27 protein-coding genes are annotated in these 22,676 nt (G+C 48.6%); all 27 read right to left on the reverse strand.

Annotated features, from left to right (window positions below; translation table 11 throughout):
* The 27 genes from BM159_RS07765 to BM159_RS07900 all read right to left on the reverse strand — a co-directional run bounded on the left by BM159_RS07765 (window position 1) and on the right by BM159_RS07900 (window position 22,676).
* Complete coding sequence (locus BM159_RS07765; RefSeq protein WP_093913686.1) at window positions 1–483, reverse strand: phage tail tube protein; 483 nt, start codon at window positions 481–483, stop codon at window positions 1–3.
* Window positions 480–893 (reverse strand): DUF3168 domain-containing protein, encoded by a 414-nt coding sequence (locus BM159_RS07770; RefSeq protein ID WP_093913687.1) that lies wholly within the window; start codon window positions 891–893, stop codon window positions 480–482. Before BM159_RS07770 ends, BM159_RS07765 begins: the two co-directional genes overlap by 4 nt.
* Window positions 890–1,342: an HK97 gp10 family phage protein gene (locus tag BM159_RS07775; protein ID WP_093913688.1), complete on the reverse strand. Its 453-nt coding sequence runs from the start codon at window positions 1,340–1,342 to the stop codon at window positions 890–892. The genes BM159_RS07770 and BM159_RS07775 overlap by 4 nt, the downstream gene beginning before the upstream one ends.
* Window positions 1,339–1,653, reverse strand: a complete 315-nt coding sequence (locus BM159_RS07780; protein WP_093913689.1) for a phage head completion protein — start codon at window positions 1,651–1,653, stop codon at window positions 1,339–1,341. Before BM159_RS07780 ends, BM159_RS07775 begins: the two co-directional genes overlap by 4 nt.
* A 3-nt stretch (window positions 1,654–1,656) precedes the next feature.
* Window positions 1,657–1,935, reverse strand: coding sequence for a head-tail connector protein (locus BM159_RS07785; RefSeq protein WP_093913738.1), 279 nt, complete (start codon window positions 1,933–1,935; stop codon window positions 1,657–1,659).
* A gap of 17 nt (window positions 1,936–1,952) precedes the next feature.
* Entirely contained in the window at window positions 1,953–3,119 is a 1,167-nt protein-coding gene (locus BM159_RS07790) for a phage major capsid protein (RefSeq protein WP_093913739.1), read from the reverse strand.
* Window positions 3,120–3,138: 19 nt separating this feature from the next.
* Window positions 3,139–3,840, reverse strand: a complete 702-nt coding sequence (locus tag BM159_RS07795) for a head maturation protease, ClpP-related (RefSeq protein ID WP_093913690.1) — start codon at window positions 3,838–3,840, stop codon at window positions 3,139–3,141.
* Window positions 3,837–5,105 (reverse strand): phage portal protein, encoded by a 1,269-nt coding sequence (locus BM159_RS07800; RefSeq protein ID WP_093913691.1) that lies wholly within the window; start codon window positions 5,103–5,105, stop codon window positions 3,837–3,839. Before BM159_RS07800 ends, BM159_RS07795 begins: the two co-directional genes overlap by 4 nt.
* Window positions 5,106–5,121: 16 nt before the next feature.
* Window positions 5,122–5,568 carry a phospholipase D-like domain-containing protein gene (locus BM159_RS07805; protein WP_093913692.1) on the reverse strand — a complete coding sequence of 149 codons (447 nt, stop codon included), beginning with the start codon at window positions 5,566–5,568 and terminating at the stop codon, window positions 5,122–5,124.
* Window positions 5,569–5,602: 34 nt separating this feature from the next.
* Window positions 5,603–7,204 carry a terminase large subunit gene (locus BM159_RS07810; RefSeq protein ID WP_093913740.1) on the reverse strand — a complete coding sequence of 534 codons (1,602 nt, stop codon included), beginning with the start codon at window positions 7,202–7,204 and terminating at the stop codon, window positions 5,603–5,605.
* Window positions 7,205–7,261: 57 nt separating this feature from the next.
* Window positions 7,262–7,657: a DUF5049 domain-containing protein gene (locus BM159_RS07815; protein WP_093913693.1), complete on the reverse strand. Its 396-nt coding sequence runs from the start codon at window positions 7,655–7,657 to the stop codon at window positions 7,262–7,264.
* Entirely contained in the window at window positions 7,647–8,036 is a 390-nt protein-coding gene (locus BM159_RS07820; protein ID WP_093913694.1) for a DUF4314 domain-containing protein, read from the reverse strand. The genes BM159_RS07815 and BM159_RS07820 overlap by 11 nt, the downstream gene beginning before the upstream one ends.
* 1 nt (window position 8,037) lies before the next feature.
* On the reverse strand, window positions 8,038–8,742 hold the full coding sequence (locus tag BM159_RS07825) for a hypothetical protein (protein ID WP_093913695.1): 705 nt from the start codon (window positions 8,740–8,742) through the stop codon (window positions 8,038–8,040).
* 296 nt (window positions 8,743–9,038) lie between these two features.
* Window positions 9,039–9,332, reverse strand: a complete 294-nt coding sequence (locus BM159_RS07830) for an Nmad4 family putative nucleotide modification protein (RefSeq protein ID WP_177205968.1) — start codon at window positions 9,330–9,332, stop codon at window positions 9,039–9,041.
* Window positions 9,333–9,400: 68 nt separating this feature from the next.
* On the reverse strand, window positions 9,401–9,649 hold the full coding sequence (locus BM159_RS07835) for a GIY-YIG nuclease family protein (protein WP_245763677.1): 249 nt from the start codon (window positions 9,647–9,649) through the stop codon (window positions 9,401–9,403).
* A gap of 120 nt (window positions 9,650–9,769) precedes the next feature.
* The gene (locus tag BM159_RS07840) at window positions 9,770–11,515 is read right to left on the reverse strand and encodes a DNA cytosine methyltransferase (protein ID WP_093913697.1); all 1,746 of its coding nucleotides are present in this window, start codon (window positions 11,513–11,515) and stop codon (window positions 9,770–9,772) included.
* The gene (locus BM159_RS07845) at window positions 11,484–12,743 is read right to left on the reverse strand and encodes a site-specific DNA-methyltransferase (RefSeq protein ID WP_093913698.1); all 1,260 of its coding nucleotides are present in this window, start codon (window positions 12,741–12,743) and stop codon (window positions 11,484–11,486) included. The genes BM159_RS07840 and BM159_RS07845 overlap by 32 nt, the downstream gene beginning before the upstream one ends.
* Window positions 12,744–12,779: 36 nt before the next feature.
* A complete protein-coding gene (locus BM159_RS07850) occupies window positions 12,780–13,172 on the reverse strand; it encodes a DUF2493 domain-containing protein (RefSeq protein WP_093913699.1) in 393 nt (130 codons plus the stop codon).
* Window positions 13,173–13,257: 85 nt separating this feature from the next.
* Window positions 13,258–14,151 carry a ParB N-terminal domain-containing protein gene (locus BM159_RS07855; RefSeq protein WP_218149548.1) on the reverse strand — a complete coding sequence of 298 codons (894 nt, stop codon included), beginning with the start codon at window positions 14,149–14,151 and terminating at the stop codon, window positions 13,258–13,260.
* Between the two features lie 157 nt (window positions 14,152–14,308).
* A complete protein-coding gene (locus BM159_RS07865) occupies window positions 14,309–14,866 on the reverse strand; it encodes a P27 family phage terminase small subunit (protein WP_093913701.1) in 558 nt (185 codons plus the stop codon).
* 123 nt (window positions 14,867–14,989) lie between these two features.
* Window positions 14,990–15,370 (reverse strand): HNH endonuclease, encoded by a 381-nt coding sequence (locus BM159_RS07870; protein ID WP_093913702.1) that lies wholly within the window; start codon window positions 15,368–15,370, stop codon window positions 14,990–14,992.
* Window positions 15,371–16,130: 760 nt separating this feature from the next.
* Complete coding sequence (locus BM159_RS07875; protein WP_093913703.1) at window positions 16,131–16,739, reverse strand: hypothetical protein; 609 nt, start codon at window positions 16,737–16,739, stop codon at window positions 16,131–16,133.
* Window positions 16,740–16,752: 13 nt separating this feature from the next.
* Entirely contained in the window at window positions 16,753–19,905 is a 3,153-nt protein-coding gene (locus BM159_RS07880) for a hypothetical protein (protein ID WP_093913704.1), read from the reverse strand.
* A 48-nt stretch (window positions 19,906–19,953) separates the two neighbouring features.
* The gene (locus tag BM159_RS07885; protein ID WP_093913705.1) at window positions 19,954–21,576 is read right to left on the reverse strand and encodes a competence protein CoiA family protein; all 1,623 of its coding nucleotides are present in this window, start codon (window positions 21,574–21,576) and stop codon (window positions 19,954–19,956) included.
* Between the two features lie 125 nt (window positions 21,577–21,701).
* Window positions 21,702–21,968: a hypothetical protein gene (locus tag BM159_RS07890; protein ID WP_093913706.1), complete on the reverse strand. Its 267-nt coding sequence runs from the start codon at window positions 21,966–21,968 to the stop codon at window positions 21,702–21,704.
* 97 nt (window positions 21,969–22,065) lie between these two features.
* Entirely contained in the window at window positions 22,066–22,476 is a 411-nt protein-coding gene (locus BM159_RS07895) for a DUF1492 domain-containing protein (RefSeq protein ID WP_093913707.1), read from the reverse strand.
* The gene (locus BM159_RS07900; RefSeq protein WP_093913708.1) at window positions 22,464–22,676 is read right to left on the reverse strand and encodes a hypothetical protein; all 213 of its coding nucleotides are present in this window, start codon (window positions 22,674–22,676) and stop codon (window positions 22,464–22,466) included. Before BM159_RS07900 ends, BM159_RS07895 begins: the two co-directional genes overlap by 13 nt.

The following is a 22,676-nucleotide window of genomic DNA, read 5'->3' on the forward strand; positions in this document are numbered from 1 at the left end:
TTAGTTGCCTCCTGCCGCCGTGATCTCGGAAATCTCACCGACGCCCTCCATGGTCGCCTTAATGGTGGCGATGCCGTCATGGGGATTGTCGCGGGTGAACTCCGTGATATATGCCCAGCCAATCTGGTACGAGGCATCCGGATACACGAACTTGGCGTGTACCTGCTTTCCTTCACGGAAACAGTGTTCCATAACCTGCGCCCCTTCGTCACTCATGATCTGCAGGCCGTCAAAGCTGGACTTCCAGCTCTTGAGTCCCGGCTTGTTGGCTGTCCATCCGCCGGAGCCCTTATGGGATGCGTCCAGGGAATTGGCGCTCATCTCGATGGTAGAGTTCCGCTGGCCGCCCACCAGGGCGAACGCCTCTGTCGTTCCCGAGCCGCTCTTTCCGATATACAACAACACATCCTTGCCGGCTTCTGCGATATTGGTATCGGGATTCTCCGGCAGGTTCTGTAACTCTTGTGCCGTTAATCTGCTCATTGCTGCACCTTACCTTTCTGTAATGTAAAAATGACAGTCACCGTCCCGTGGTAGCCCGTCACGGATTCCGGCCAGGTCTCCACGGATTCCAGTTCCGTCCCGATTATGTGGTATCCCCCGATTTCCAAATCTGCCCCGTAGTAAGAAAACAGGACGCAGATGTCGTTCAGGATATCGTTCATCTCCTGTTTCTGGTTCCCGTCCGCCCAGACTTCAATCCCGGCGGTCGCCTGCCAGATGACTGCAGTCTTGTTTCCCACCGGCCGGAAGGTCATCGCGCCAAGGGTGATATACGGAAGTGCCGCCCTTTCCGGCACATCCCCATAAACATCACAGGTCTGGCCGTCTTTCAGCAGGGCGAACAGGGCTGTCCGCAGGGCGACCTGCGGTATGTCTTTTATCCGTATCATTTCAATGCATCCTCCATGTTCCTTACGATGTTCGGCCATTCATTGTCCGCCGCTTTCTTTAAAAACGGCTTCGGTTTCATCTTCCCTGACTTCAGGACGCCACGGTAATACCGTACCTTCCCTTTCCAGGTGAACTTCAGCACCTTCCCTTTCCGGGAGTAGGTCAGCCTGTTGTCCGTGCCATATTCCACCAGGGCGGAATGGGGAGCCGTGGAGGTGACAAGACCTTCCCGGCCATCCCCCACCACCGAACTTTTGATGCCCTTACGCAGTTTCCCCGTAGGACCTTTCGGGGCGGCCTGCACCGCCCTGTCCCTGACGGCTTTTGTTCCATCGGCGATGACCTTGCGGATCTTCTTCTGCTTTTCGGCATCATATTTATCGATGTCACGGATGGCAGTGGAGATGACCGAACCCATGTTGACCTTGATCGTGAACATCCCGCTCATGGCCTGACCTCCTGTGTGGTAAGCACATAGACGGAAGGGTTCCCACGATCTACATCGATGACCTCATAGGTATGGTCTCCATCCTGAACCCTCCAGCCTTTTTCAACCGCACGGGGACGGATGCGGATGCCCTGGGTGACCAGCACCGCCGCCCCGTCGTCCGCCACCACCCCGGTGGAGACACGTTGCTGCAGGAACTCCGCCCATACCTTTCCGTCATCCGTGAAGGTAACCGGCGCGCCCAGCCCGATATCCGTGCCGAGGGTCTTTTTCAGCACCGTGACCCGGTGCCGGAATTTGGAAATGTCCATATCTTAAAACCCCTCCTTCCGCACTCCGAACAACAGGGAGCGGAGGGTCAGGGTCAGGGCGTGATGGTCCGCTTCCTCCCGGTGTTCGTACAGATAAGCTGTCGCATACAGAACTGCGGTCTTCGCCGTATCCCCAAGAGACGCAAAATCTTCTGCATCTTCTATCCGGGCCACATCCATGCACAGTTTTTCTGCCGACTGGGACAGGCCTGTAATCAGGCCGTCCTCCTCGTCAGTATCTACCCGCAGGTAGTTCTTCGCTTCTTCCAGTTCCAGAAGCATGACCATCACCCTTTCCATCAGGCCTGGACCTTCAATACCTGTACAGCTTCCGGAAGGATCAACAGGCCGTCCACACGTTCCTTCATCACATAGCCGACCATGCCGTTACCGGCGAACAGTTCCTTCAACACCTGCAGGCTGCGCTGGCCACGGTCACCGATGTTGTAGTAGCTGAAATCACCGAATGCCAGCGCCACATTACCCGCCGCCAGCTTCGGTGCGTACTGGGAGGTACGGATGGCATACCCAAGGATACGGTCCGGCTCCCCGCCCTGAAGGGAAGGCTGCCACAGGTAGTTCCCATTCTCGTCCTTCAGCTTGCGAAGCACTGCCAGGGTGCTGTCGTTGGTGATGAAGGATGCTTTTTTGCGGTACGGGCGTTTCAGCTTGTAAATCAGGTCGATGACATCATCGGCTTCGATTTCCACCGTGTCGATGGTCACGCCGACCTGGGCATCCGCAAAGAGACCGGTCGGTTTGCCATCGCCATCCCCGTTCAGGAAGGCATCTTCCTCCGCGTTGGCAATTGCCTTGCCAAACTGCGCGATGATATAGTCTTCCAACTGGAAAGCATTGTCCGCCAACAGTTCCTCTGTAATCTTGATGGCCACATGCAACTTGTGGGCGTCAAGCAGTTTCTGGTCGAAGGTCGCATCGCCGAAGGTCAGCGCGCCACCCTCTTCGACCCATAATGCTGCTGGCTTGGTTGCCGCGATGTTAATCTTGCGCTCCCCGCTGGTACGGATGGTTGTCGCCAGCCCGCGCAGGACATTTTCCTCATCCAGCACATCCACCAAGCGCTTGTCATATTCGTCAGGCACCAGGTAGCCGCCCGCTTCATCGATGCCCTCCTGCAGTACGTTTGATACTTCGCGGAACTTGGTACGGATTGCCGTAAACATCGCCTTGCGATATTCATCGGAAGCCGTGCCGGTCTTTGCAGGCTGTCCCGGATTTCCTACCAAGGGTTTGCCGGAAGGCATGGCCAGCTTCTTTTCCATCTCGCCCTGCTTTTCCAGACGGTCGATGGTCTTGCCCATCTCGGCGATGTCGGCCTCCATCTTTTCATAGGTCTCCGCGTCAGCGGCAGTCATTTTGCCGTCCTTATCGGTGTGGTCTTCCAAAAACTTCTTCGTAGCTTCCCACAGTTTCGCACGTTTTTCCATCAGTTCAGTAACATTCATAGCCATTGTTTCTTCCTCCTTAATGACTCAATAAAAAAAGCCGCTTCTTCAGCGGTTCCACGGAAACCCGCGTATCGGGTTCCGATTCAGGTTTGTTAAACTTGCACAGAAATGAATTCATCACCATGATCTTGGAAAACAGCACCGCAGCCGGCGCCTCCTGTTTCCCTTCCCCGTCCGTGTACAGGATGTCGTCCGCAAATCCTAATTCCACCGCCTTTTTGGCATTGAACCAGGTTTCTGCATCCATCATGTGGGCAATCTTCGTCCGGGGCTGGCCCGTCTTCAGCTCGTAGGCATTGATGATGCTTTCCTTGATCTCATCCAGCATATCTATGGCCTGCTGCATGACCTTCTTGTCGCCCATGGCAACGGTAATGGGGTTGTGGATCATCATCATGGCCACCGGGGACATGGAAACCTTGTTCCCTGCCATGGCGATGACCGATGCGGCAGAAGCCGCGATGCCGTCGATACGGACATCCACATTGCCGGGATACTCCATCAGCATATTATAAATTTGCGCTGCGGCGAACACATCCCCGCCCGGCGAATTGATCCATACCGTGATGTCCCCTTCGCAGCTTTGCAACTCCTCACGAAAAAGACCCGGTGTGACTTCATCGCCAAACCAGGTCTCATCGGAAATCTGCCCGTTCAGTACAAGGGTGCGGCTGCCGGTATCCTCGTTCCTCACCCAGTTCCAGAATTTCTTTTTCAATCGTTGTTACCTCCGTTCTGTATCGCTTGCTGTTTATTGGCAAACAGCCCCGCGTCTTTCAGCTTGGTCATGTTGCCATTGATTAGGTACAGGTTTCCGCCTTCCTCCTCGGATATCGGGTTCAAATTTTCCATTTCCCGGATGTCGTTGGCGGAAAGCCAGCCGTTCTGCCGGCCTATCGCATAACCGTTCATCCGGCTCTGGTAATCACCGCGCAAGAGGCCGTCCACATTAAACTTGATAAAGTAATGCTGCTTTTCACCGGGGAGCAGTAACGCTTTGTGCATCGCCTGTTCCCAGCGGATGACCCAGGGGTTCAGCGTGTACTTCACAAATTCCAGGGACTGCTGCTCGATGTTGGAGAAGCTGGATTTGTCCAAATCGCCCACCATGTGAGGAGGCACCCGGAAGATTCGGGCAATCTCATCGATCTGGAATTTCCGTGTCTCCAGGAACTGCGCGTCGTTGGGCGGAACCGACATGGGTTTGTAGGTCATGCCCTCTTCCAGCACCGCCACGTTGTGGCTGTTCTTTCCGCTAAATTGTGCGTGCCAGCTTTGCCGTAACTTTTCCGGGTCTTTCACCACACCGGGATGTTCCAACAACCCGCTGGGCGTCGCCCCGTTGGCGAAGAACGTGGACCCGAACTCCTCCGCCGCCATGGAAACGCCGATGGCGTTCTTTGCCATAGCGATAGGGGAATAGCCTATAAGGCCGTCATATCCCAGGCCGGGAATATGCAGCACCTGGTCTGGCCGGAGCTTCACTTCCTCATACCGCTGCTTGCCACCGAACTCGTCCAGGTAGCGGGTGTAGGTGTAGACAAGCTGTTCTCCCTCGTCCCGCTGGACGTCCATCCGGTCGGGCATCAGCGGATACAGCCATTTCACCCTGCCATATCCGTCCCGGATGATCTGGGCATAGGCATTGCCGTATAAAAGCAAATGCCCCATGAGGGTCTCCCGGAAGATGAAGCTGGTCATCTCTGGGTTCGGCTCGTCATGGAGCAGCGGGTATAATGGATGGTCGGCGACCATCTCTTTTCCTTTGTCTTTGTAGCGGTACACATGCAGTGGCAGCCCCGCGATGGATTCCGCCAGGATGCGGACACAGGCATACACCGCCGTGACTTGCATGGCGGTTCGCTGGTTCACCGTCTGCCCTGCCGCGCTCCGTCCAAAGTAGTACTGCAGGGTGCCGGATAATTCGTTTTTAGGTTTATCACGGGAATGGATAAACTTTTCAAAAAAGCGGAGTATTTTCATGATTCCTCCTTAACCCTTACAAAGCAACCTTAAGATATTTACTTAAGGCGTTCAGATAAAAATCATATGCTGTCCTACTGTGAACCCCAATAGTCTGTTCAAACCATCCGCTACTTCCAAAATTAGCCGATGACAGCCAAACGGTCTGAGGTTCAATCAATACAATTTTTGCGTGTACATCCGGTTTTAAGTAAATTTTCAATGACGGATATATCGCTTTAAGTTGCATCGCTTTCTTTCTAAATTTTTCATGAGCGATAATGGTTACATTTTCGGAACGCTTGTCCAGTATCTTTTGGATATAATCAATGTCAGGCAAAGTGTATGTGCAAATGATTACTTTGCCGGATATGTTACCAATTTGGCTGAGTCTTGTATTCCAAGTCGATGCAGATTCGGAAACATACAACTTTGCATCATTCAGCCTGACAGCTAGTCCACCGCCATCTGTTTTAAAGGGCATTTTCATCCTCCTCTTATCCAATAAACTGTATTGTTTACAACATCAGTATCCCCCTGCCATCATACACACTCTCGCCGCTTTCATTTCCGCAACGGATCGCCCGGTCCAAAGCCATGACCGTGGCCACCACCCCGTCAATCTTTTCCGTAGATTTTTCCTTGTCCGGCTTGATGTTCCCGGCCGGGTCCGTCTTGATGAAGATGTTGTCCATCATCCACCGCAGAACTGGTTGCCCGCCATGGGCGATTCTCTGCTCCAGCGTCAGCTTCATCAGTTCCTTGGTCGGCGGGCTCATATCCTTAAAACCCTGCCCGAAAGGAACCACGGTGAAGCCCATTCCCTCCAGGTTCTGCACCATCTGCACAGCGCCCCAGCGGTCAAATGCGATTTCCCGTATGTGATACCTCTCACCCAGGCTTTCTATGAATTTTTCTATATAGCCGTAATGCACCACATTACCTTCCGTGGTCTTCAGGAATCCCTGCCGTTCCCACACATCGTAGGGAACATGGTCACGGCGCACCCGAAGTTCCAGGTTCTCTTCCGGTATCCAGAAGAAGGAAAGAACCTGGAATTTGTCATCTTCGTCCAATGGCGGAAATACCAGCACGAAGGCCGTGATGTCCGTGGTACTGGACAGGTCCAAGCCGCCGTAACAGATGCGCCCCTCCAGCTCATCCGCATCCACCGGGAACGAGCAGGCATCCCACTTGTCCATAGGCATCCAGCGGATGCTCTGCTTCACCCATTGGTTCAGCCGGAGCTGGCGGAATGCGTTCTCCTCTCCGGGGTTCTGCCTTGCGGAGTTGAACGCATCCTTCACCTTGTCGATGGACACCGTGATGCCCAGAGACGGGTTCGCTTTCTTCCACACCTTCGGGTCTGACCAGTCCTCGCTTTCATCCGCACCATAGATGACAGGATAGAAGGTCTGGTCTATCTTCCGGCCTTCCAATATGTCCTTCGCTTTTTGGTGCGTCTCGTAACAGATGCTGTGTGTGTCAGTGCCGGCCGTGGTAATCAAAAAGTACAAAGGCTGCATCCGGGCATCGCCGGAGCCCTTCGTCATAACGTCAAACAGTTTCCGGTTCGGCTGGGTATGCAGCTCATCGAAGATGACCCCGCTCACGTTGAACCCATGCTTGGAATAAGCATCTGCCGACAGGACCTGATAAAAACTGTTAGTAGGAAGATAAATCAGCCGCTTCTGCGATGCCAGTATCTTCACCCGTTTGTTCAATGACGGACACATCCGTACCATATCGGCGGCGACCTCAAACACGATGGAGGCCTGCTGGCGGTCAGCCGCGCAGCCGTAGACCTCTGCCCGTTCTTCCCCATCACCGCAGCATAACAGCAGTGCGACCGCTGCAGCCAGTTCGCTCTTGCCCTGTTTCTTGGGTATCTCAATATAGGCAGTCGTGAACTGGCGGTAGCCGTCCTGTTTCAGAATACCAAAGATGTCGCGGATGATGCGTTCCTGCCAGTCGATGAGTTCAAACGGCTTGCCGGCCCATGTGCCCTTGGTGTGTTTCAGGCACTGTATGAACTGCACCGCATAATCCGCGTGGGCCTTGCTGTACTTCGACCCCTTCGCCATGAACTTTGTCGGTTTGTATCCCCTCAGCTTCCGCATCATCCCCAACTCCCAACTAAAAAAGGACCTCCTTCCGGAAGTCCTCATTTTTATTTTTTACAGCAAATCTATCAGAATTTCCAATTCGTGTTCTAACCGTTCCAGCTCCTGTTGAATGCATTTCATCCGGAATCCGTTCCGGCACTGACGTCCTTCCCGCTGCAGGCTGGTGATTTCCGCCTTCCGGCGGAGGATGATGCTTTCCACATCGTCCTCGCCTTCCATCACGATGGCGTAGTCCTTTTCAAACCGGGTCTTCGCGGCTTCCCGCCTGGACTTCTCATCCCCGTGCAGGATGAAGTTCACATATTCGCCCTTGTTCTCTTCGATGAAGATCACCATCTCGTAGAATCCCATCTTCAGCCCGATGCGCTGCACCATACAGGTGTCGAACATATTTGTCTTGCCCGTATCCCGGACCTTCAGAATCTGCTCCCGTACCTTATCTGTCATCGCTGCACACCTCCCAGCCCATCAGAAGTTTCATGTACACGTTAGTGTACCGCTGTTTCTCGCTGCCGTCGCTCCCTATCATCGCGTCGAAGAAAAAATCCATCGCGGCTTTCCGGCTGTCCCAGATCTTCTCCTCACCGTAGCAGATGGTCTTGACCGTCTTCAGCTTCTGCACCACATCCTCACCGTACACTACGTTGAGGCCGGAACCGTTGTCCCACCGCATCAGCAGGCTGCCCGTATCGTCAACCCCGATGACCGTGCCTTTGGTGCCCGGAGGCGGGGCCTGCCGGTCATCCATGCTGACCAGCTCGACCCGCGTCCCTTTCGGAAATTCGTTTCTGATCTGCTTTACTGTCTCTCTGCTCGGGAACATCATCTTAAGCCTCCTGTTCTGCCGTTTCGGCCTTTTCTTCTTCCGGCGTGCGGAATGCGGAGGAACCTTCCAGCCTCTCTAAAAGCCGTTTGCGGGTCTCCTTGTATTCCGCTCCGATGAATCCCAAACGAAGAAGGAAGCACCGGAATGCGTATTTCTCATTCGGTACTTCCTTCTCTTTTGCCGTTATCCGTTTTGCGTTTTTTGCCATCCGGCAGAGCGCCGTGATGAAGTGCATGACCGCCAAGCTCTCCCCGCTCCCAAGCATTCGCTTGAACCAGGGGAACACCACCCTGTCTTCCGTGAGAACCACGATGGGGTCTTCGCAATCCAGCGCCTTCCTGATCAGGCCTGCCTTGCTGGCGATAATCTTTTCGAGGTTGTCGACCTGCGTTTCCGTGAAGTCTTCCCTCGGCATCGTCAGCGTCCAGGAATCCGTGGTCATCTCTTCCTCTGCTTCGCTTTCTTTTTCTTCCGCCGGCTCCGGCATCTCGATTTCGAATCCCTGTTCCCAGAGGGCTGCCGCCAGGGTCTTCATCCCGGCTTCGTCTTCCGTTGTGATGCTGCCGTCGCGTTCCACCGCGTAATTCCCCACCGTGTAGGTGAAGGCCGGTGCGCCGTTGTACTTCGCAGCCTGCCCGGTAACCCCGGCGATGGCCTTTACCAAGTTCTTTCTGTCCTTGCCCTGTGCGTTTGTCTTTGCGTTCATCTCTGTGAACCTCCTTCTTTTTAGGTTACTGTATATATCACTCTAAACGCACATAAAGTCAAGTTATATTTTGTGATTATTAGATATATTTTTAATGTTATTTGAGATAAATAATAGGAGTGATTTGTATCTCAGAATTTTGTAAAAGTCAACTCATTTTTTAAGGATCTACGCTGATTTTTGACGGGAATCCGTATCTCTGATTCCAGAAATAGTCAAGTTGTATTTTTAGATTTCTTAAAAAATAATTGCACTAAAAAAGGAGCCTTTCGGCTCCTCTGTGTTTTCTGTTCTGCTTATGCGTTCATCGCCCATGCAATCGCATGTCCGCCATCCTCGAAAACCTCCTGGCTCATGGCGACCAGGTTCAGACGGCATTCGATTTCGTCCAGCCCGGTCTCTTCCGGAGTATCAACGAACTCGTAAACGCCTGCGATAAATCCTTTCCATCCCCGGTCGGTGACCAAAACCCTGTCACCCATCTTCAACACCGCACCAACCAGGGCGCTGACCTTCATGCCAAGGTCTTCCAGCGTGGTGGTTTTCGGCAGGCGGTAGTGGGCCGCCTTGTTTTCTTTGTATTCGTTCATGTTCCTTACCTCCCTGTGCGTTTTCTTTGGTTAGTGTATATATCACTCTGAAGGCACAGAAAGTCAAGTCATTTCTTCAAAATATTATTACTATCGTCAATCATCTTCAGTTTTTCATTCCGGCTCATAGTGTGCTTAATATGCCACTCCCGGCTCAAGGCTTCATGTTTAGTATCAAAGGCTTCCGCATAAACCAATCGGCAGGGCCCCCGGGAACGCGTGTACTTCGCCCCCTCCCCTGCGTTATGGGACGCCAGCCGTTTTTCCAGATCATCAGTGAAACCCGTATATAAAGATTTATCCGCACACTCTAACATATATACGTAAAAAGCCATTGCACAGTTCCCCTGTTCTGTTTTGGTGATATTATACCACCCGGCTGGAATAAGTAAAAGGGCAGCCTGAACTGCCCTTTTACACAGTTTCCTTATTTCCCGTTAAGTCTCTCCGCAATAATACGCAATGCCCGCCAGCACGAAGAACACGCATGGCAGCGCCACTCCGTTACCCCACATCTTGTATTCCGCCGAATCGGTATGCGGGTTCTTCAACCATTTGATGACCTGGTTCCGGGTACGTGCCTTCTTGGCAGTTCCCATCACTCGCCTATGCGTCTCGAACACATCCATCCAGAAGCGGATTTCCTCATCGGTCGGCTCCGGTGTTTCCAAATTAGCACACCACCAGTCCGGAAATCCCTGGAGCCTGGCGCATTCCGTCGGCGTCAGTCTGCGGACTGCATACCTGAAGTTTATCAATGGGGGATCCTTGTAATCGGTAGCCACCAGCGACCCCACCTTCTCCTTTGCTGCATTTGTGAAGAACGATGCCTTCGTGGAACAGTAAGTCACCTTTTCCGAGGAGCCCTGGATAGCGACTACTGCTATACCGCCCTGGTTGCTCCCCGGCATGTTCCCGCCTCTGTCAACGGTCCGGCAGGTGTCGCTTTCATAGGCATGGTTCCGCATGTTCTGCGTCCCGTCTGATGATTGGCGCACGTCAAAGGTCTTCACGGTCTCCACTACAGCAATTCCACCCTGGTTGCAGGTCGGATTGCCACCGTTGGCATCCAGCGTCCGGGAAGTTTCCGCGTCATAAAACCCGGATTTTGGGTTGTCCGATTTCATGGAGTTACTGTCCTTGGAACAGATACCGAAAGTGTCATGCTCCACCACAAAAGGCTGGTTGTTCCCTCCAGTTCCGTAAGTGGACAGCACGGTAGGCGCTGTTTCCACAGGTCCGGTATATCGGGTATCCTGGCTGTGGTTCTCGTACACAGCGGCAGGAACCACCCCGGCACGGAGCGTAGGAGCCGTTTCAGCCTCATAGCCGATGTTCCCGGCTTTCGCAGAGTGTTCCGTACAGAATCCCGCCGACATCACAACCGGCGGGTGATGTGCTTCAGCGCGGAGTGTGCAGGTGACGTCCTCCGTCACGCTCATGACCACACCGCCCTGGTCGTTCAGGCAGATAGTTCCGCCTGTCTCTCCAGCGCTGCCTTCAACACGGCAGGTAGTTCTTTGCCACGCGCGGAAGCCCTCTGCAGAATACCCAGACAAGCCTTCCGACTCAAATAATATTTTTCCGGCACAGTGGCCAGTAAGATGTCCGACAAGATAGATGCGTTTTCTGCGCTGGGGCACGCCCCAAGCGTCTGCGTCGAGGACGCGCCAGGCAACGGAGAACCCATCACCCAGGATGCACCCTGCCGGCTCCCATTTCGCAGATCCAGGTACTGAAACCGAACCGCCGCAGATGCCGCAGATTTCCTCGAGGACTTTCTGGAAGTCGTCCCCTCCGTGGCTGGAAAAGGCTCCGGGTACATTTTCCCAAACAATGAACCTTGGATATATTCCATTGGTCTTCTCCCTCATTTCCTTAATGATACGAATGGCCTGATGGAACAGGCCGGACTGACTGCCTTCCAGTCCTGCCCGTTTTCCGGCGATAGAAAGGTCGGTGCAAGGGCTGCCGAAGGTGATGATGTCCACCGGTTCCAGTTCACCGCCATCCAATGTATTTACATCGCCATAGTGCTTGACGAACGGCAGGCGTTTGGTTGTAACCCGTATCGGGAAAGGTTCAATTTCACTTTGCCACACGGGCTTGATTCCCGCCAGGATTCCACCCAGCGGAAAGCCTCCGCTCCCGTCAAACAGACTCCCCAGCGTCAGTGTTCCCATCCTTAACCTCCAATTCGTCATACCGGTAGGTCAAGCCATCCCGGACGACTTCTACATTTTCGGAACTGCCCACCTGCTCGATGTACCGTTTCACTATCACATCGCAGAATTTTTCGTCCAGCTCTATGGTGTAGCAAATCCGGTCGGTCTGCTCACAGGCAATGAGCGTAGAACCGCTGCCACCGAACGGATCCAAGACATTAAAGTTGGACATGCTGGAATTCAGGATCGGATACGCCAACAGCGGCACCGGCTTCATGGTCGGATGATCCGCATTCTTCTTCGGTTTGTCAAACTCCCAAATTGTTGATTCTTTTCGTCCTGTGTACCATTCATGTTTGCCGGTTTTCTTCCAGCCGAACAGGATGGGTTCGTGCTTCCACTGATACGGAGACCTGCCCAAAACGAGGCTTTGCTTGACCCAGATGCAGGTTCCGGACAAATAAAAACCCGCATCGCTAAAAGCTTTGCGGAAGTTGAGTCCCTCTGTATCTGCGTGGAACACATAGATGCTGGCATTGTCCGTCATCACCTGTTCCATATTTGTAAAGGCCGCCAACAGGAACTGATAAAAGTCATCGTTGTTCATGTTGTCGTTCTTGATTTTTCCGGCGGTGCCTTCGTAGTTGACGTTGTACGGAGGGTCGGTCACCACCAGGTTCGCCCTGTGACCACACATCAATGCGTCATAAGATTTCTCGTCCGTGCTGTCCCCGCAGTACAGCCGGTGCCGGCCTAATTTCCACAGGTCGCCACGCCGGGTCATGCAGGGTTTCTTCAGTTCTGCGTCAACATCAAAATCATCATCCTTGACGCCATTTTTTATATCGTCTTTAAACAGATCATCCAATTCCGCTGCCTCAAAGCCGGTAAGCGACACATCAAAGTCCGCTGCCTGCAAATCGTAAATCAGTGCCTGCAACTTTCCTTTGTCCCAATCGCCGCTGATTTTGTTCAACGCTACGTTGAGCGCCTTTTCCTTTTCCGGTGGGAAGTCCACTACTACACAGTCCAATTCAGTAATGCCCAAGTCGCGCAGCACTTTCCAGCGTTGGTGGCCTCCAACGATGTTCCCTGTCTGTTTGTTCCAAATCACCGGCTCCACGTAACCGAATTCCTGAATACTGCGTTTCAGCTTTTCATACTCCGGGTCACCCGGCTGCAAGTCCTTCCTTGGGTTATAGTCCGCCGGGATAAGCTCGTCCAGCTTTTTTGTGATGATTTCCATCCTGCCTCCTTCTCGGCAGGAGTGGTCACCCGCCGACTAATATGTAATAGTTTTAATTCGCAATCCGTACTTTTCCGCAAGCCGAACCATCGATGCCGTTCCCCGGCTTTTCCCGTCCCAGAATGCAACGAGCATCCCGTCACGTTCTGTGGCATATTCCGCCATCTTCCGGTTGCGGATAGGCCCCGCGGCCTTCCCGTATGCCAACCAGTCAGCCGGAAACCGTTTCACCGGAATCCCATGCTCCGTTGCGTAATGTTCGCCCAGGGCATCCGCCCCACGGCAGCATCCCGATACGATTTGCACTTCGGAAAATGTGTATTTTTCCAGAACCGCGTCCAGGGTTTGCGACAGGAGTGCATAGTCTGTGAAATCCCGTCCTCCCGCCACGATGATCCTGACCTGTTTACCAAATAATGTAGTAGTCATGTGTATGCCCTCCTTTTCCGGGTCAGACACATATTCCCGTACTATCCGGTAAATAGCAAGTCAGTTTTCAAGTATACTTTCTGTGTCACTGGTTCCGTATGGCTACCACAACAAGCACCGTGTGGCCTTTCTCGAGCAAAAGCTGCCGCGTCTCCCGGATGGTGATGCCTGTCGTGATGATGTCATCAAACAGGATGACGTTCGGTTCCACGGGGTCGCGGTTCAGGATGAACTCCGGCTCGATGCGGCTCCGGTTCTTTGTCAGTACCACATCCTCATAAAACTGGATGCCCAGTTCCTCTTCCGCCAACTTGCATATCTCGGTAGCGAAGTGGAAACCCGTCTGGTGCCGTCTCCGTGGGGTTGTACATAAACACCAGCGATTTCGGGCAAGGTTGTCACCCAGGCTGCGTTCCAGGTAGTCCGCAAGGTTGAAGGCGAACGGCCGTACCGCACTCGGGTCAGCCTTGATCTCTTCCAGCGGCCTGCCTTTCTTCCCCGTCGCGAAAAACGTGGTATAAAAAAAGCCGGCCTTTTCCCGCGTCACTATGTGCTGTTTCATGTCGCACAGCTTTGCGGAAACTTTCCAGCTTTCCCGTTTCGTGTATTCATTTGGATTTTCGAAGCCGAATTGGCTCATATCAAGACTGATGTCATCCAGTTCTGCCGCCAACAGGTCGTTCAGCCACAGGGAATCTTCCCCGGCTTTGTTGTCTGCCAGCCGATACGCCTTCGCCTGTTCCGGCGTCAGGTTCCTTGCGTAGATGACCGGGACTGTCGGAAGCCCCAGCTTCTTTGCCGCCCGATAACGGGTGTGGCCGGCAAGGATGATGCCGTGGTCGTCACAGACGATAGGCTGGAGGAAACCGAACTCCCGGATACTCTCCGCCACCTTATCCACCGATTTGGTGTTGTCCCTGGGATTGTTCCCATACGGATATATCGTCCCTATTGGCACCTGTTGCATCTGCTGTGCCATGTGTGTACCTCTCTTTGTTCTTTTCGAAGCAGCCGCTGCAGCCCTTTTTCCGCTTCAGCCACATTGCCTTTGACGGCCTGCCCTTTCAAAGTTCTGTACTGTTGTGGCGTCAGATATTTTTTGCACAGCTTCAGCTGATGCATAAACTCATACACGTTCATCCCATACGCCCCTTCCTGGCCATCAGCAGTTTTTCCATCAAATCGTCCTGTGGACTTTCCCCGCCATACTCGCTGGCGCAGTTCTCTTTCACGATTTGGAATATCTCCATCCAAATCCGGTTCGCCTGGGATTTGTAGTCCTCCCCCATGGCCACGAACGGGCTTCTCTGCGCCTTGCCCGTTGTGGGATGCTTCGCAAGGTGACCAAATTCCGTCACCGCTGCCTCACACTGCATCCACCGGGCATAACTCATGGAATACATTTCTAAAAGCTGCTTTGAAATTAAAGAGGAGCAACCCCTTTCATGGAGCCACTCCCACGCTTCTTTATATATTTCATCCGCCTGCAGCGGTTTTCCGTCTTTTTGTACCGCCGACAACATTTCGGAAGGCTTCGGCATCTCCTGCCCTTCCAGCTCGGCTGCGTTATCAAAATTTATGACCGTGATGGTGCGTTTACCAGGGTTGCCTTCCATAATCTTGTCCGCCAGCGGCTTTTTCTTCGCCCCGGCACCTGGCCTGGCACCTCCACGGTTCGTTCCGTCCTTCGCCAAATTTCATCAACTCCTGTTCCTGGGACCTATTACCCTGTTTGATTCTGCGTTTTTGTTTACGCGACCCCCCGCCCGGTCTGATTTCCAGCCTCCCTTGAGGTCAGGAACCCCCCTGGGGTGCGTTTAAATGCCCGAGCATTTGCCCCGGTACTTACGGAACCTGTCTCCCATCTCCACGCTTATCCTGGAGTGGCAGGGTTTGCACAGCGCCATAAGGTTCTCCTCGTCGTTCGTACCACCGTGACCCAGGGGAAGGATGTGGTGGACCTCCGTCGCCACGGTCAGCCTGCCTTCCTTCCTGCACTGCTCACACAGAGGGTGTGCGGCAAGGAACCTGGCACGGATCTTCTGCCATGCGCTGCCGTACCTCCTCTTCGCCACAGGGTCACGGCCATACTTCTCGTAGCGCCTGCTCTCCAGCTTCCTGTGCTCCTCGCAGTACCGTTCATCCGTCAGTCGCGGGCAGCCTGGGTACCGGCACGGGTGCTTCGGCTTCCTCGGCATCCCCATCACCTCCGGGCATAGAAAAAGCCCACGGAAGATTCGCTCTCCCGCGGGCCGCTCCATATTCTCATACTTTTGTCATTATAATTATATCACAAACCCTGTGTGCAAATCTCTGCAAAAAGGTGAAAGGTTTCATTTTTTTCTAAAACTCATCACCATTTTGCACCTTTTTGCACACTGCGAAACATGGTCTGTTTCCCATCACCAACTGTGCCAGGAACTGTCAGAAGCAAAAGTGCTTCAAACCCAGTAACCACGGGCTTATGTCATACTTTGACAGTGCTATCCTTAACTTTTACTATAGGGATTTTTTATTTTTCCCCTATAAAAGTTATATATAAGAGTGTCAGACAGTGACATAAGTAGTGCCAAACCCTAGATGGTTACTGGCTTTGACACAGTTTCATAAATTGATTCGTGCGACATATTATGACAGTCTATGCTGTCATACTTAAATATAGTGTTTTAGCCTGCCTGTTTCTTGTAGCAACAAAAAACGCCCGCCTCGTTTCCGGAGCGGGCATCTTGTCACCTATTATTTTTTCGCTTTCCTCGCGGCTTTCTTTGTGAATTACTCTTGTGTTATATCACCTGAATAAGAAGGTCATATTTAACCGCAAAGGTTTGAATGTATTTAAGAAAAGACTCCCCACACTAGAAAGGAACATTAAACACCAAACTCTCAGGCAAATCACCAACAAAATCTTACACAACATCCACAAATTATGGAAAATCCTGTCCAACATTTTGATTCTCCTTACACGCTTTTAAATGTATCAAAAAATTTATTGTTTTCTTCCATCATCTGCCTGTATTCGGTTATCAAATTATAGAAGGTAGCCCGTTTCAGTCCTGTTTTTTCCAAGAAATCCTTGGATGCTATCTTTCCATTTTCCCACTGTTCATATAACTCTGCCCAGTTTTCGGGGAACTCTATGCGGCTTCTCCCCGCGTTTGATTTCCTGTTTTCAGGCATCTTCACAATCCGTTTCCCAGCCTGCGCCAGGATCGATTGCTGTATCGTCTGCAGGATTGCCTGATTTAACGGTTCTGATACACCCCATATGTATGTCGTCTTAAAATCATATATGAGCAGGATACGGGGCTTCTTTATAAACCAATCCAACTGCGTGACAACCTCGGCTTCATTCAGACCTAACGACGCGGGATTGGTTATGATGCACACATCATCTTCCTGCAGCATGTCCTTCAACTTTTCCAACTCTGCAAAACTCCGCCGTGGCTCACGACTGATATAAATCTCGCGATGCTTATAAAACACGCCTATGCTCTGCAACACATACTGCAGTTCTTCTATCCTGTCTTCCTGTTTCGCGTAAAGATATATATTTCCTATCCTGTTCATCAAATCACCACCTTTATGAAAGCAGGTTCTTGATTTTGGCACGCAAGCCCGTATCAAACTTAAAGCCTAAAAAATACTCCAGTTCCATACGGTCAAACCGTATCTTTGCACAATTCGTATCCGGTATTATGGTCGCACAAAGCTCGTTGGGAAGGGAATTTGCCCACTTCGTGCACAGTTTTTCACCTATGTTTTTATCCAGACAAATTATAACAAATTTTTCCTCAACCTTAAACATCTTTCTATTAGACCGATAAAGATCCTTTATTTCGTCCAATGCCTCTTCATAAGTAGGACGCGAATTATCACCATAATCCTCATCCCATGATAACACCTTCATATATTTTGGAACTTCATACCCATACTGACGAATAATATCCAAAATAATTTCCGAAGACCGTTTCATCAGTTCCGGAGAATATGTATCAGACAAATCTTTGCTTGTGTCAATCTTATCTAGTTCGTCAATCACATAAGGAAGCATCATAGACAGATATTTCCGATAAAACGCGTTTCCCATCCTATGAATGATATGACCGCCTAATGTCTCATATTCCCTGCGAATCTGTTTACTGGGGAACTTAATATTATAAGTCAGGAAAATCATCCGTTTACGGAGTTCTTTTTTAGGAGACGGATTATCATTACTGGCAAAGATAACCAACGGCTGGTTTTCGCGCATATGTTCTTCGCAACTTTGCGGGGACTTAATCATTTTACCAAATGAACTGACAAAATATTTATCTACTTCGTCAACAAAAATAGGAATACATTGATGAGACTCCTGGTAAGCAGCTAAATGGTCTCCTTTTGATACCGTTTTAGTACCCAATTGCTCATATTTATATCCGTTAACTTCTTTTCCCGTCATCATCTTTAATCCCAGTCTTACCATAAATGTTTTCCCGCCGTCAGCTTTTGAATTTAAAAGCATGTACAGCGGAAGGGCTGATAATCCTTCAATTTTCTTGACTTTAGCCCTGCAACGGAATATGGCATTAAAAACAGAAGAAAACATGGCGTTCAATAGTTTAAAATGATTGTGCTGTGCCGGCAAGATATTTCTAACCGGAACAAAACTCTTATAGTTTTCAAATGCCCCCAGCAAAAGCGATATATCCGTTTTCACTTCGTCATCAGAAGGGGACAAGTCTAATTCCTCATTACCAATGAAAACTTTATGAGCGCCGTAATCTATATTCATTCGGGGATAACCTTCAGATATCTGTTCCACTGTAACTTTTTTCAAACGGCACGTTTCTTCATTTACAAGAATTTTGTTTATCGTTTTAGCCGTAATTACTACATAGCCGTCTTTATTTTCCTTTAGCCTGGTGTTCTTTAAACATTCCTTGTACAGCGGTTCAAACTCTTCCATATCCTTATTGTAATTTACAATAGTTAACTTTGTTTCTGGATTATCAACTTTTTGAACAACAATCGCAGTATCCACATATTTCGTTGCCTCTTCAATAATGGGATTCTCTTTAAGAGAAACTGGATCATTTTCATTCATAACCGCAGTATCTTCCTGTACGTTGGCATCTAAAACCACAGAAGAAGATAAGCTCTGTATTGTCTTAAAATCCTGTAAAACCATCTCATAAAATTCGTTATCGTCACAGAACGGATAATCTTCAATATGATGGTTCACATTCCATGCCGAGCCGGACAAATTAGCAGAAGGAAAAATAACGCGGGTGCGACCATCATCTGCTTTCAATAAATAAATCTTCCTGTGGTCACACAGAAATTTAGGACATTTAATGTTTACCTCGCCTTCGATAACACGTTTCGCAAATTCCTGATTATTACAAGCCAGTCGTTTCACGTTATGAGCGGACGCCAATATATATGCCATTTGTTCTGTAAGGGATTTATTAATCTTTTCACTCAAAAATTCGGCACCGACCACGATATCCACAGTTTTAAATTTACTGCTCAATCTGGCTGCAAAGTTAAAATCAAACGAAAATGTAATTACCTTCAAATCTGTGTATTCGCCTTCAAATAGATCCAAAGGATCTTGAAACAGCATCTCTTTAAAGTTCATGGAATAACATCTTGCCTTAAATCTATCTGTTCCTGCGCACACAAATAAAATTTTCTCACACGTAAACGTGTGCGGAAATTTTTCTTTTATTACTTCAGCAACCTCAGTCAGATTTTTACAATTTTCAAACTCAACAACTTCCGTAAGATGAATATCCTTATTGTAATCCGTGACCACGAAGTCTGTATCCTGGTTAGAAATATTTGGTAACGCATTCCAGTTCCAAACCCCAATCGCAGAATCAACATCTGGACCGTTCTTCCAGAACAAGCTTTTACGGTTTTCGAAGTATTTAGGTTTATTAGGGTCAAACATAAAAATCCTGATTTCCCCATTAACTATATCAGCAATGCGATTAATCCATCTTTTTTCAGCAAAATGGTCTTGTTTCACCTGCCCAATAGATATATGCTGAAATTTGTTTTCGACAATATTTTCTTCATCGTCAGCGTAATTCGCCAAATCTCTATAGTGGTCTAACTCGGACTGTATTGCTGTAATGTTTTTGTCTTTACTTTCTAATTCTGCTTGTAATTGAACAATCTCATCATTAGTTGCATTATATTTTGTTTCTACAGCAGTCAAGGTTTGTTCTTTTTCTCTAATGACTTCTTCTAATTCATTTATTCTATTATTTGCCTTAACTAATTCCTCCTTAATTTCACTAATAGCGTTAGTTGTATTCGAAAACTTCACTTTTGGCTGTATCAAAAGCACGTCTTTAAAAAGTTTAATATAATCCTTGCTCCTAGTATCATTGGTAAGTTTAAAATACAAATCTACATTCTCGTTAAAAACACTTATCGGAATTGTTTTTAAAAGGGCTTCGTTTTTTGACAACCCTTCATCTTCAAGTTTTTTACTATATACATTAATCTCTCTTAACCATTTCCGAACCACCTCTGTCATAAAACGATTGATGAAAGGTTTTTCTATGTTATTTATTACTAGTGTAATCGTATCCTTATCCGATAACTTTGCAGCACGGAATCCTGGTCGTATATGAGCAAACTCTTTAGAGTTTTGTTCAAAACATTTACGTATCTCAGAAAGATCTATTTGCTTGCATAAATATTTGATTTCCTCTTTTGTTAAACTAGTAAGTACTATCATTTATTAAACCCCTTTCGATTCATTTTTAGAAAAGAAAAAAAGTAAAACTCATTTTATCAACTTATTTAAATTAGTAATTCTCATGAATTCTGGTTTTCGCATTTGTTTTAACAATGCAATACTGATTTCTTGATTGTTAATCAAAGCCATAATTTTATGATATGTTTGAAGGTAACCGTTCCTCTTTAACAGTCTTATGCCGTAATACGCCCACATAGGAATAGGAACCATCTGCCCACAAATACAATTCGTTAACGACTTTGCTAACTCTTTATCTTCAATTTCAATTCTTTGCCCCTTAACGTGTGCTTTGATATGAAAAGCAATTCCCGATTCAATGATTAAATACATCTCATTTGTGTTAGTTTTGTAAGGAATTGCGGTTAACGCACTTCTAATCGGTTCATAACGAAACGTCCGGTTTAAACTCCCAATATATAACTCCATTTTGCTGTTCGCAATTACTGAAAAATCGGACTTAAAGATATCCTCTGTTACTTTATCCCATGGGGTTATTACATGATTTGGCCGTTCAATTTGTATTTCGTATGAAAAGTTTGGCCTAATAATAAACCTATCCTGAAAAACGGCTTCCCTTCCAACATATTTCCTGTCAACAGAAAGAATTGATGGCGTTTTCCCAACATAAATCTCAGTAGTATAACCACCTGAACGGTTTCTATGCAAGTCAACAGGTGCTGTCGCAAATTCTTTATACAGATACACATTTGGGCTGCTATTGCCGCTTGAAACAGAACAAACAACAGAAGAATTATTTTTAACAGGAATAAAAAATTCTTGAACCACTACCGGTGGCCATAACGGAATTAACTCAGGTTGTTTTTCTAATAACACTACCCCAAAAAACCTGTTAAAATAGTCGCTAACGGCCAAAAAACGAGCTTTGTTATCTAAATCTACGTTGATTTCAAATACATACACCTTGTAAGCGTTATTTTTTAAGTACAGTTTTCCTATCTCTGTACATTTTATTTCTTTATGAGGCGGAATGCCAATCTTTGTCACAAGATAGTAGGTGCGTTGTGTCGAAATACAGTCCCCTCTGCGGATTTTTTTCCCGCCGGTTTCTTCAAAAGAAAATATAGCGCCACCAACGCCAAAACCATCCGCAAAACCTGCCCATTGTTTTGAAAACAATCGCATTGAAGAAGTACCGCTAATTTCAATACTATAGTTTCTAGTATTTTTAGGAACAAAATTTACAGGTATCAGTGTGAGCCGGTCTTCAAAAAAGTTGCTCGAATCTATTCTTTTGGCGATTTTAGTATTGTTATCACCAATAATATTAACTATCAACTTTTGCGTTTCCGCTTGCATGAGAAGATGTCTGCCTATGGCAGGGAACCCTATATTTAATTGCAGGTTACCGCTGACAACACCAGTTAAATATAACGACAGTCCAACCCGTTGGTACAGGCTTAATTTAGCATGACCGTCTACCCTTTTGTCACATTCAGGCGTTTGATCTGTTTTGACTTTATGATAAAAGTGATTAGGTTGGTTACCACCTTTTGATCTAAAATAAACAATCTCGCCGCATTCAGGACAGCGAAAACGTGACAATTTATTAGGAATGTACTTTCCATAAAAATCATCAGCACAAACCTCTATTTCTGTCCCAATCGCATACCTGTCAACTGCGTATCTCACGTTCCGATCCTCCGGTATTGGATTATCTTTATGCTTATATTTGAATATAAAGCGTTATAACATTTTATCAAATTGGTTCCGACATTTTTGCTTAAACATGACTTTTTCTATTCGCAAGTATTTATCTAATCTTTAACAGCTGTATCTCTCTTCTTCCGTCGGCTCCAACGCCGGTATTCCAACATTACGCAGAAATACAAAAACGCAATGATGGACACCATCGCCACCAGGAATGCCAGCTCATCCAGTTCCTTGAACACGACGGCGGCCTGCATCAGTACATTGCTCCTGTCCGAGAATTCGTAGATATACACTTGTCCCGCCATACCTGTTATCATGCCTATCAGGCCGGCAACCAATCCTGTCTTGCAATAACGCAATTTACGAAACATGATGAATCTCCTGTCCTTATATTGCTATTATACCAAAAAACGCTATCACAAAAAAGAAAAATGCCCGGGGCAATAACCCGGGCATGACTCAATACTTTTATTCCTTTTCCCCGTCCAAATACTCTATCGCCTTGTCATGGATGTAATGCACGTTCCGGAGCCTGTACCCCATGGTGACAGCGATTTCTTCCCATTTGCGGAAATTCAGGTACCGTAGTTCAAGTACTGTGCGGTAATCAACATTAGGAATGGATTCTATCGTTTTCCTCAATTCCCGCTTCAGATCGACCAAGCTGTCGATGTCTGCATTGATCTCGTTTTGCAGGTCCACTATTTTGCAGATGGTTTCTTCCCTTTTATGGACATCACGGGTACCGCTGACAGGCTCGTTCCCGAACGTCGTGGTAGCCTTTGTGGCCAATGCGTTCAGGGCTTCCATCTGTTCCAGTTTGTTATCAATGCGCACATCTATGTAATAGGCCTGCTTCAATAATTCTACTGCTCCCATATTCTCTCATCCTCCTTCTGCAATGCCGCTGCCAACACCTCCGGCTTCAAGTCTGTGATGGCGGAAAAGTCACCGGACAGTATCCAGGCTATGATCTTTGCCTTTTCCGGGTTTGTTTTAGCCGTCCCCGTTTCCTTCCGGTAATCCTGCACAGCTTGTATGATGATGGCATTCGCCAGTCTTTCATAGGGGTCTAACAT

The sequence above is a fragment of the Succiniclasticum ruminis DSM 9236 genome (assembly GCF_900112895.1).
Taxonomy (GTDB): domain Bacteria; phylum Bacillota; class Negativicutes; order Acidaminococcales; family Acidaminococcaceae; genus Succiniclasticum; species Succiniclasticum ruminis.